This is a genomic window from Mesorhizobium sp., assembly GCF_004962925.1.
Lineage (GTDB): Bacteria > Pseudomonadota > Alphaproteobacteria > Rhizobiales > Rhizobiaceae > Mesorhizobium.
The window spans coordinates 1-9,697 of record NZ_SUEO01000234.1 but is presented as its reverse complement, the minus strand read 5'-3'; the positions used below and the strand labels follow the sequence as shown (position 1 = coordinate 9,697).

The 9,697-nt window shown below is 62.5% G+C and carries 10 protein-coding genes and 1 pseudogene; 9 read left to right on the top strand and 2 right to left on the bottom strand.

Annotation, left to right across the window (positions count from 1 at the left end):
* The first annotated feature begins 138 nt into the window (after window positions 1–138).
* The 8 genes and pseudogenes from E5W87_RS30340 to E5W87_RS30305 all read left to right on the top strand — a co-directional run bounded on the left by E5W87_RS30340 (window position 139) and on the right by E5W87_RS30305 (window position 7,151).
* Window positions 139–1,524 carry a M20/M25/M40 family metallo-hydrolase gene (locus E5W87_RS30340; protein WP_292406070.1) on the top strand — a complete coding sequence of 462 codons (1,386 nt, stop codon included), beginning with the start codon at window positions 139–141 and terminating at the stop codon, window positions 1,522–1,524.
* A 118-nt stretch (window positions 1,525–1,642) separates the two neighbouring features.
* A complete protein-coding gene (locus E5W87_RS30335) occupies window positions 1,643–2,263 on the top strand; it encodes a ribonuclease D (protein WP_292406066.1) in 621 nt (206 codons plus the stop codon).
* Window positions 2,264–2,312: 49 nt separating this feature from the next.
* The gene (locus E5W87_RS30330; protein ID WP_292406063.1) at window positions 2,313–2,561 is read left to right on the top strand and encodes a hypothetical protein; all 249 of its coding nucleotides are present in this window, start codon (window positions 2,313–2,315) and stop codon (window positions 2,559–2,561) included.
* 105 nt (window positions 2,562–2,666) lie between these two features.
* The gene (locus E5W87_RS30325; protein ID WP_095488341.1) at window positions 2,667–2,921 is read left to right on the top strand and encodes a GlsB/YeaQ/YmgE family stress response membrane protein; all 255 of its coding nucleotides are present in this window, start codon (window positions 2,667–2,669) and stop codon (window positions 2,919–2,921) included.
* Between the two features lie 27 nt (window positions 2,922–2,948).
* Window positions 2,949–3,095 (top strand): hypothetical protein, encoded by a 147-nt coding sequence (locus E5W87_RS30320; protein WP_292406057.1) that lies wholly within the window; start codon window positions 2,949–2,951, stop codon window positions 3,093–3,095.
* 208 nt (window positions 3,096–3,303) lie between these two features.
* Window positions 3,304–3,693, top strand: a complete 390-nt coding sequence (locus E5W87_RS30315; RefSeq protein ID WP_292406054.1) for a hypothetical protein — start codon at window positions 3,304–3,306, stop codon at window positions 3,691–3,693.
* 359 nt (window positions 3,694–4,052) lie between these two features.
* Window positions 4,053–6,295, top strand: a pseudogene (locus tag E5W87_RS30310) (transglycosylase domain-containing protein).
* Window positions 6,296–6,398: 103 nt separating this feature from the next.
* A complete protein-coding gene (locus E5W87_RS30305) occupies window positions 6,399–7,151 on the top strand; it encodes an SDR family NAD(P)-dependent oxidoreductase (protein WP_023675240.1) in 753 nt (250 codons plus the stop codon).
* Between the two features lie 20 nt (window positions 7,152–7,171).
* Here E5W87_RS30305 and E5W87_RS30300 read toward each other — a convergent pair whose 3' ends face one another.
* Window positions 7,172–8,092, bottom strand: coding sequence for a zinc-binding dehydrogenase (locus tag E5W87_RS30300; RefSeq protein ID WP_292406051.1), 921 nt, complete (start codon window positions 8,090–8,092; stop codon window positions 7,172–7,174).
* Between the two features lie 237 nt (window positions 8,093–8,329).
* Here E5W87_RS30300 and E5W87_RS30295 point away from each other — a divergent pair, with 237 nt between their 5' ends.
* Window positions 8,330–9,139, top strand: a complete 810-nt coding sequence (locus E5W87_RS30295) for a helix-turn-helix transcriptional regulator (RefSeq protein WP_292406048.1) — start codon at window positions 8,330–8,332, stop codon at window positions 9,137–9,139.
* Window positions 9,140–9,235: 96 nt separating this feature from the next.
* Here E5W87_RS30295 and E5W87_RS30290 read toward each other — a convergent pair.
* Window positions 9,236–9,697 (bottom strand): NAD-binding protein (locus E5W87_RS30290; protein WP_292406046.1); only part of this gene is annotated, 462 nt, incomplete at its 5' end.

Genomic DNA, 9,697 nt, shown 5'->3' with positions numbered 1-9,697 from the left:
AGTAAAGGCCGCCGTGGTTCCCCCTCCACCACGGCGGCATTTTTTTTGCCTTTCGACGCCTGTGGTCCAACGACCGCCGGCTTTTCGTTTCTGCCTCGCAGCTTTAGGGTTGCCGCTCAGAATCGAAAGGCTGATAAAATGTCCGCAGTTTCCCCCGTCCTTGACCGCCTCGACAAAAACCTCGACGAGAGCCTGGAGCGCCTGTTCGGCCTGCTCAGGATCAAGTCGATCTCGACCGATCCGGCCTACGCCGCAGACTGCCGCAAGGCGGCGGAATGGCTGGTGGCGGAGCTCAAGCTGATCGGCTTCGACGCCAGCGTGCGTGACACGCCAGGCCATCCGATGGTGGTGGCGCATCATGACGGGCCGTCGGGCGCGCCGCATGTCCTGTTCTACGGCCATTACGACGTGCAGCCGGTCGATCCGATCGATCTCTGGGAAAGCGACCCGTTCGCGCCTTCGGTGAAGGAGATCGAGCCCGGCCGTCAGGTGATCATGGGGCGTGGCTCGGCCGACGACAAAGGGCAATTGATGACCTTCGTCGAGGCTTGCCGCGCCTGGAAGCAGGTGCTTGGCGGGCTACCGTGCCGCATCACGATCCTGTTCGAGGGCGAGGAGGAGTCCGGCTCGCCATCGCTGAAGCCGTTCCTCGAGGCAAACGCGGCCGAGCTCAAGGCCGACTTCGCGCTTGTCTGCGACACCGGCATGTGGGACCGCGATACGCCGTCCATTTGCGTCGCGTTGCGCGGACTGGTCGGCGAGGAGATCACGGTGAAAGCCGCCGATCGCGACTTGCATTCCGGTCTCTATGGCGGTGCTGCCGCCAATCCAATCCGCATCCTGGCCAGGATCCTGGCCGACATCCACGACGAGAACGGCCATGTCATCATTCCGGGGTTCTATGACGGTGTCGAGGAGACCCCTTCGCAGATCCTGAAATCCTGGGAGACGCTCGGCGAGACCGCCGAGACGTTCCTTGGGCCAGTCGGCCTGTCGATCCCATCCGGCGAAACGGGCCGCTCGGTGCTCGAACTCACCTGGGCGCGGCCGACAGCCGAGTTCAACGGCATTACCGGCGGCTATACCGGCAAGGGGTTCAAGACGGTGATCGCGGCGGAGGCCTCGGCAAAAGTGTCCTTCCGCCTCGTCCACAAGCAGGACCCAGAAAAGATCCGCGCGGCTTTCCAGGCCTTCGTCAGGGAGCGCATCCCGGCTGACTGCTCGGTCGATTTCCACCCGCATGGCGGCTCGCCGGCGATCCAGCTTTCCTACGACTCGCCGTTTCTCGCCAAGGCCAAGGACGCGCTGTCCGACGAATGGCCGAAGCCGGCGGTGACGACGGGAAGCGGCGGCTCGATCCCGGTGGTCGGCGATTTCCAGACCTATCTCGGCATCGAATCCTTGCTGGTCGGTTTCGGGCTCGACGATGACCGCATCCATTCGCCGAACGAGAAGTACGAGATGAGTTCCTTCCACAAGGGACAACGCTCCTGGGCACGCATTCTCGATGCGCTGACACGCTGACAGACCCAAGAATTCAACTTTCTGTTGATTTTTCATCGGATCGCGGCGAGGACGGGCTGGCACGACGTGCGTCCAGTCGGACGCACAAAGTACGCACGGGCTGCGACCGGAGAACACGATGAGCGATATCCGCTTCCATAAGAACGATCTGCCCGGGCTCTTGCACTACGACGTCGGGGCGGTCGCTATCGACACGGAGACGCTGGGGCTCAATCCGCATCGCGACCGGCTTTGCGTGGTGCAGATATCGCCCGGCGACGGTTCGGCCGACGTCATCCAGATCGCGCCCGGCCAGAAGAAGGCGCCAAACCTCGTCAGCCTGCTCAAGAACCGCAGCATAACCAAGCTCTTCCATTTCGGCCGTTTCGATCTCGCCGTGCTCTACAACGCCTTCGGCGTCATGCCGGAGCCGGTGTTCTGCACCAAGATCGCTTCGCGGCTTACCCGAACCTACACCGACCGGCACGGGCTGAAGGACATCTGCTTTGAGCTTCTCGGCGTCAGCCTGTCGAAGGCGCAGCAATCGTCGGACTGGGCGGCGGAGACGCTGTCGCCCGAACAACTCGAATACGCAGCCTCCGACGTGCTCTATCTGCACCAGCTGCGCGATGTGCTGACGGCGCGGTTGGCACGCGACAACCGGACCAAGGAGGCCGAGGCCTGCTTCCGCTTCCTGCCGACGCGTGCGAAGCTCGACCTGATGGGTTGGGATGAGGCAGACATCTTCGCCCACAGCTAACGGAACCAGATGTTTGCCGCGACGTTCTGTCGGTTCACGGAGGGATGAAATGGCTGCCCGGAAACCAATCGAAACGGCGCCTAAGGATGGTTCCAAGGTCACCGTCTACTGGCAGGACAGCGACGGCGTGATGAACGAATCCATCGCGCAGTACCGGTCGCTAGACCGGCTGAAAGCGGCCGGCGGCGACTGGGACGAGAACGACACCGGCTGGTGGGCCTATACGGACGGCCATACGCAAAGGAAGATCGAGCCGATCAGCTGGCGGCCTGCATCGGGGGATGACGACGACGAATGACGCCGCTGGCGGGGCCGTCTCGTTTCCAATAGTTTGGGCCTGTTGCAATCGGGGGTCGATTCGGAGCTTTCTGCTCCGCGTCCGTTCGCTCAGGAGGGATCTGCAATGGGTACTGAGAGCCTGCTTGTCTTCATCATCATCGGTGCGATCGCCGGCTGGCTCGCCGGCTTGATCGTCAAGGGTTTCGGCCTCGGCCTGGTCGGCAATATCGTCGTCGGCATCGTTGGTGCCTTGATCGCCGGCTGGCTCTTCCCAAGGCTGGGGTTCGCCATAGGCGGCGGTATATTTGCCTCCATCATCCACGCCACGATCGGCGCGGTCATCCTGCTCGTGCTGATCAAGCTGGTGAAGCAGGCCTGATCCTTCGAAAGACATCAAGGGCGCGCCATGAAACAGAACACGCTCTATCTCATTATCGGCGCGCTCGTCGTCGTGGTCATCGCGCTCGGCATCTATGTCTATCGCGAGCAAACCAGGCCGAAGGGCGTGGAACTCAAGATCGACGACAAAGGTATTTCAATCCAGCAGAACTGAGCGCGCCGGTTTCTGCGGCGCAAAAGGTGCCGATGGCCTATCCCCATCGGACCGAAAATTGACGCCAAGGCAGGGCCGCTCCATCCTTCGATGCAACGGAGAGAAAAGCCGAGCTGGATATGGAATGAGAGTGACGTATCGACACATCCGCGGTATGATCTTGGTACAGGGAGTTTGGGGCCAACCCGCCTACTATTAGGAGGTTGCCATGAGGCACCAAACACTGGACCAACTGCATACGGTGGCAAAGGTACACAGAGACCCAACACCTCCTGCAATGGACCGAACCCAACGTCTCGAACGTTGGTCAAAACTTCTTGAACGGCAGCCCAGCCGACTCCTTACCGCACTTATCGGGACCGAATATCGTTCGTCGCCCGAGCGCGAAATTATGCGAAGCGAAGGCTCGCCAATATCGGTTGCCTTCGAGGATCCGATTCTGCGCGATGAGGGGCTGAAAAACGACACTTATGGCGAAGCGAAGCGTTTCTTCGAATTGACCGACAACGAGCTCCACGAAATTGTCTGCTACTGCCATGTGGGCGAGACGATGCAATCATCCTGGGCAGCGCTTTCCGTTCGTGCTGCGATCGACTAGCGCATGATCCACCAGGGTGAGTGACTTTGGTGACAAGGTAATGCGCAGATTCAATGGTTTAGAGCGCGATCGAACGCAGCCCATTTTACCGATCGCGCTCTAACGACGAGCATAGATTGCGGCTACCTTGCTATGGCCGGCCCGCGCCGAATGACGGCGGCTGGGCAGTTGATGCCGAAATGCGAGAACGCTCCGTCGTCTCGCCAGGGACCGTTATTGCAGACCGCCAGAAGCAAGGAACGCAGCGATGACGTGCCGTAACGCATTGAATTAACTTTGAAGCATTTAACCCGCCCTTAAATCGCCGCATCTACTCTTCACCCCGAGCGCCATAGGCATCGGGATAGACAGCACAGCGCATGGCGAACCGCAGAGACAGCCGCATCGAACCCAGCTTCGAGGGACCGCCATCGGCGAAATCCTCGGCCGGTTTTTCGGTGAGCGAGGAGGATCGCGTCGTGCCGAGCAACCGGAAAACCTCTGCAAAACGCCAATCAGCCAAGACAAAATCGTCACGCCGCGGGCGCGGCAAAAGCCGGCGCGGCCTGTTCGGCGTGCTTGGCCGGTTATTCTATTGGTGCTTCGTGCTGGCCATCTGGGGCGGAATCGCTACTGCCGGCATCGTCGTGTACTACGGTGCGAAAATGCCGGCAGCGACCACCTGGGCCATTCCCGACCGCGCGCCCAATATCAGGATCGTCTCCGTCGACGGAAAGCTGCTCGCCAATCGCGGCATGAGCGGCGGCGAAGCCGTCGGCCTGCATGAAATGTCGGCCTATATTCCCGAGGCTGTCATCGCCATCGAAGATCGCCGCTTCTATTCGCATTTGGGCATCGATCCAATCGGTCTGTCCAGAGCCATGGTGGCCAACGTTCTCGGCGGGCGTTTTTCGCAGGGCGGCTCGACCCTGACCCAACAGTTGGCGAAAAACCTGTTCCTGACGCCCGATCGCACGCTGGAACGCAAGGTGCAGGAAGTGCTTTTGGCGCTGTGGCTCGAGCACAAGCACACCAAGGACCAGATACTCGAAATGTATCTCAACCGGGTCTATTTCGGCTCCGGCGCCTATGGTGTCGAAGCGGCCTCGCGCCGCTATTTCGGCAAGAGCGCGCGCGATGTCACGCTGCCCGAGGCCGCACTGCTCGCTGGCCTGTTGAAGGCGCCGTCGCGACTGTCTCCGGCGCGTGACCCGAAGGCGGCCGAGCAGCGCTCGCAGCTCGTTCTTGCCGCCATGCGCGACGAAGGCAAGATCAGCGCCAAGGAACTGACCACGGCGATGAGCGCGCCGGCGACGCGGGTGGCATCCTACTGGACGGGCTCGGAAAACTATGTCGCCGACACAATCGTGGAAGAACTGCCCGACCTGATCGGCGATATGCGCAGCGACATCATCGTCGACACCACCGTCGACCTCACGCTGCAGAAGCTCGCCGAACAATCGATCCGCCGGCTGATCGACGGGAGCGGCAAGAAGCTCAACGCCAGCCAGGGGGTGCTGGTGTCGATCGACAATTCCGGCGTGCCATGGTCGGCGGCTATGACTATTCGACCAGCCAGTTCGACCGTGCCTCGGAGGCGCGCCGCCAGCCGGGCTCGGCGTTCAAGCCCTTTGTTTACATGGCGGCACTGGAGGCCGGCCGTACGCCTGACAGTGTGCGCAATGATGCGCCGATCAGAATAGGCAAATGGACGCCAACCAATTACGGCGGCAAGTATTTTGGCAAGGTGACGCTGGCGACGGCGCTGGCGAAATCGCTGAACTCGGTGGCCGCCCAACTGACCATGGAAGTCGGACCTGACGCCGTCGTCGAGGCGGCGCATCGCATGGGCATCGGGTCCGACCTCACAGCCAACACCTCGATCGCGCTCGGCACCTCTGAAGTGACGCCGCTGGAATTGACGTCGGCCTATGTCCCCTTCGCCAATGGCGGCTACCGGCCAGAGGTCCATTTCATCCGCCGCGTGACGACAACCGGCGGCAAGGTGCTCTACGACAACAGTGGCGGCGGCGCCCCGCGCGTCGTCAAAGCCGAGATCGTCGGTATGATGAACTCGATGATGACCGGCACGGTCGAAATCGGTACTGCCAGAAAGGCGGCCTTTGCCTGGCCGGCCGCCGGCAAGACCGGCACCAGCCAGAATTCGCGCGATGCCTGGTTCATTGGCTACACCGCCAATCTCACCACCGGCGTCTGGTTCGGCAATGACGATGGCAGCCCGATGAAGAAGGTCACCGGCGGCGCGCTGCCGGCGCAGGCCTGGCATGAGTTCATGGTCACCGCGCATGAAGGCGTGCCGGTGCGGCCGCTGCCTGGAACATGGCGGTCGACGCCTCCGGATACGATCGTGCAGGACGAAATACCGTCCAACACTGCGCAACCGGTTCCGTCCGCTTCGGTTGGCCAATCGGCGCCGTCCGTCCAAAAAGCGGCGCCGCCTCGCGCTGTGCGTCCCGCCGAAACGGTCGATGGCGGCGGCTTCGGCATTCCGGGGGGTGACAGCGCCACCGCATCGATCAAGCGCCCGGTGCCGCCGGGCGATGTCGGCGGCCCGGTCAAGAAGCGGCAGACCTCGATCCTCGACATTCTCACCGGCGGCTGACCCCTCGTCATAGCTGCCGTGTTCCGCTACATCTCCGGGTTAAAAGTGCTAGAGCGTACTTTGTGCGTCCAAAGGGACGCACGTCGCCCTAGAGAGATCGCGAATGGCAGAAACCGACACCAGAAAGACGATCGTGCTGACCGGAGCCAGCCGCGGCATCGGCCATGCCACGGTCAAGCGCTTTTCGCGCGAAGGCTGGCGCGTCATCACCTGCTCGCGCCAGGCCTTTGCCGAGGACTGCCCGTGGCCGGCCGGTCCGGAAGACCACATCAAGGTCGATCTCGCCGACCAGGAGGATGTCGGCATCGCGATCTCGGAAATCCGCCATCGGCTGGAGGCGCATGGCGGCCAGCTTCATGCGCTGGTCAACAATGCCGGCATCTCGCCGAAGCTCAAGGACGGCAACAGCCGCATGAATTCGATCGACACGCCGATGCATGTCTGGCGCGACGTGTTCCAGGTCAATTTCTTCGCGCCAATCATGCTGGCGCGGGGGTTGTTCAAGGAGTTGGCGTCGGCCAAGGGATCGATCGTCAACGTCACCTCGATCGCCGGCACCCGCGTGCATCCCTTCGCCGGCACCGCCTACGCGACGTCGAAGGCCGCGCTCGGCTCGCTGACGCGCGAAATGGCGCATGATTTCGGCCCGCACGGCATCCGCGTCAACGCCATCGCACCCGGCGAGATCGACACGGCAATCCTGTCGCCGGGCACGGAAAAGATCGTCGAGACGATCCCGCTGCGGCGGCTGGGCACCACGGCCGAAGTCGCCGACATCATCTTCTTCCTGTGCTCGCAGCAGGCGTCCTATGTGACGGGCTCGGAAATCCACATCAATGGCGGCCAGCACGTGTGAGACTTGAGGCTAAGGACTTCTCATCCGGTTATGGTGAGAACAGCCTTGCCGCTGATGCTGCGCTGGCGCAGTGCGCCCAGGGCTTGAGCAATGTCTGTCCATGGGACGGTCAAGGCCACGCTGGTTTCCAGCCGGCCAGCCGCGACCAGAGCGAGCAGCGAGGCGATGTCCGCGCCAATGCCTGGACCAGAGGCGTAGTACGCGAAAGTCTGAAGCCTCGCCCCCTCGTGACCCGGAACGAACTGGCGGAATCCAACTGATGTGAGTTCGCCACTGCTCGAACCGAACATGACGATGATCCCGCCAGGCGTGACCCGTTCGATCGCGTGTGCGAGGCTTTCACCGCCGACTGACTCAGCGATAAGCGAAAACGGCCCCTCAGCCAGCTCGATCGACTCGACGACTTGCTCGGCGCCCAGGCGCCGGAGATCCTCGCCGTGCCGGGAGGCGGCGACCGCGGTCACGCATCCGCCCTGCTGACGGGCGATCTGGATCTGGAAACGACCGACCGCACCGCTTGCGCCGGTGATCAGGACCTGCTGGCCGGCCAGGTCGCCGCCATGGCGCAAAGTCCTTAGCGCCGTCGTGCCCGCCACCGGAAGCGTGGCTGCGGAAACGAAGCTGACGTCATCCGGCAGGACGGCGAGACGGTCGGTTGAAACGGCGACACGTTCGGCCCAGCCGGCCTGGTCGACCAAAGCCGCAACCCGGGTGCCCACGGCTGGCCCGGAGCCATCGGCTGCTGCCCGTTCGACAACCCCAACGATGTCCTGGCCGGGTATCCAGCCGTTCGGACGTATGGTGAGCAGGCGCAGTTCGCCGCGGTTCAACGAGGTTGCGTGGACCGAGACAAGCGCCTCGTTCGCGAGGGGCTGAGGTTCCTCGAACTCGGCGAACCTCAGCCCGGTGGCGCTGTCGGGAGACGTGACCAGGGCGAGCATGGGATCGTACCTTCCTACTGTTTGTGGACGCCAGCTTCCCCTGAAGAGCACGGCAAGCCGGCCCACTCAGAGGATCCATCGAGATCGCAGGTCGCGCCGGCGATGGGCGCGCGCAGCGTCGTCGCGATCAACTGATGCCCGCCAAATTTTTGACCGGGGGCACAAACCGGAGCCTATCGACTTTCCCGGTTAAAGAATTCAGCTATCATGGCATTTAATCGCTAAAAGCCGTCAGTTATGAGACAGCCTCTTCGCTGGCCCTGGCCCGATCTCGATGTGGATGATGTGCTCGCGCCGGCGATTGCGGTGCGCGTTGACGTCACCGAAACCAGAGCGGAGGTGCCCGTCCATCGGCACCGCAAAGGTCAACTCGTCTTTGCGCTCGGAGGCGGCGTCACATGCCACGTCCAAAGCGGCCTATGGATGGTCCCGCCTCATTGCGGGGTCTGGATTCCCGGCGACATGGAGCACAGCAATATTGCGACGGCCAACGCCCTGATTTTTTTCGTGTACATTGAGCCGGGAGCCGCCGATCTGCCGAACCGGTGCTGCACCCTTTCGATCTCGCCGCTGCTACGCGAACTGATCATCGAGCTGTCCGATGACGTGCAGGACGACCGCGCGAGGGATGAGCTTTTGACCAAGATCCTGCTTACCGAATTGCCGCGTATGCCCGTCCAGCGGTTGCATCTGCCGATTTCATCCGAGCCACGCTTGAGTAGGATCGCCGAAGCGTTGGCGCAAGACCCTGCCGACCGTAGCACACTGGCAGAATGGGCCAACCGCGTTGCGCTCAGCGAGAGCAGTCTCGCCCGCCTCGTGGTAAAGGAGACAGGGCTGAGCTTCGGGCGCTGGCGACAGCAATTGCACTTGATCGTCGCAATTCGAGAACTGGCCTCCGGTGCCAGCGTACAGCAGGTCTCGGGTGATCTCGGCTATGGTTCCGTCACGGCCTTCATCACCATGTTCAAGAAGGCGCTTGGGAAGCCGCCGGCAAAATACCTCGGCAGTATCACTCAAAATGGTGGCTCTGCCTTCGTGGCGTGATCAACTCGCCTGCGAGCGGACGGTTCAGATCGACCGTGCAACCTTTCGCCGGCCATCGGCCAGTGGCGATCAGTACGATGATCGTGCAGGATCGGCTCAGGCAGCGGACGGTTCAGCCGCCTCTGGCTTGCGGCCAAGCACCACTTCGACGATACCGCGGGCGATTTCGCGCTCGCCCATGATCACCGTGTCGGCACCGAGCCCTTTGAGATGCTCGACCTCGGCATCGGAGTGGGCGCGGGCAATGACGGTGATCTTCGGGTTGGCGGCGCGTGCGCGCAGCACGATCTGTCCCGCCTCGAAGGCGTTGGGGATGGCGAGGATCAGCCGGCTCGCGCCCTCGGGATTGGCAGCAGCGAACACCTCGCTATTCGCGGCGTTGCCGGATACGGTTTCGATGCCGTTGTCCCTGAGCTTCGCCAGCGTCTTGTCGGCGTCCTCGATCACGAGGAAGGGCAGGGTGGCCTCCTTCAATGACGCGCCGACGAGGCTGCCGACACGGCCATAGCCGACCAGGATGGAATGGCCGGCAAGCGCCGTCCTGGGCGGCGGGCCGTC

What these genes read in the sequence shown, in the direction of transcription:
- E5W87_RS30305 (WP_023675240.1), top strand. Translation starts at nt 6,399, where the DNA reads ATGGCAGAAACCGACACCAGAAAGACGATCGTGCTGACCGGAGCCAGC.
- E5W87_RS30320 (WP_292406057.1), top strand. Translation starts at nt 2,949, where the DNA reads ATGAAACAGAACACGCTCTATCTCATTATCGGCGCGCTCGTCGTCGTG.
- E5W87_RS30330 (WP_292406063.1), top strand. Translation starts at nt 2,313, where the DNA reads ATGGCTGCCCGGAAACCAATCGAAACGGCGCCTAAGGATGGTTCCAAG.
- E5W87_RS30335 (WP_292406066.1), top strand. Translation starts at nt 1,643, where the DNA reads ATGAGCGATATCCGCTTCCATAAGAACGATCTGCCCGGGCTCTTGCAC.
- E5W87_RS30295 (WP_292406048.1), top strand. Translation starts at nt 8,330, where the DNA reads ATGAGACAGCCTCTTCGCTGGCCCTGGCCCGATCTCGATGTGGATGAT.
- E5W87_RS30315 (WP_292406054.1), top strand. Translation starts at nt 3,304, where the DNA reads ATGAGGCACCAAACACTGGACCAACTGCATACGGTGGCAAAGGTACAC.
- E5W87_RS30300 (WP_292406051.1), bottom strand. Translation starts at nt 8,092, where the DNA reads ATGCTCGCCCTGGTCACGTCTCCCGACAGCGCCACCGGGCTGAGGTTC.
- E5W87_RS30340 (WP_292406070.1), top strand. Translation starts at nt 139, where the DNA reads ATGTCCGCAGTTTCCCCCGTCCTTGACCGCCTCGACAAAAACCTCGAC.
- E5W87_RS30325 (WP_095488341.1), top strand. Translation starts at nt 2,667, where the DNA reads ATGGGTACTGAGAGCCTGCTTGTCTTCATCATCATCGGTGCGATCGCC.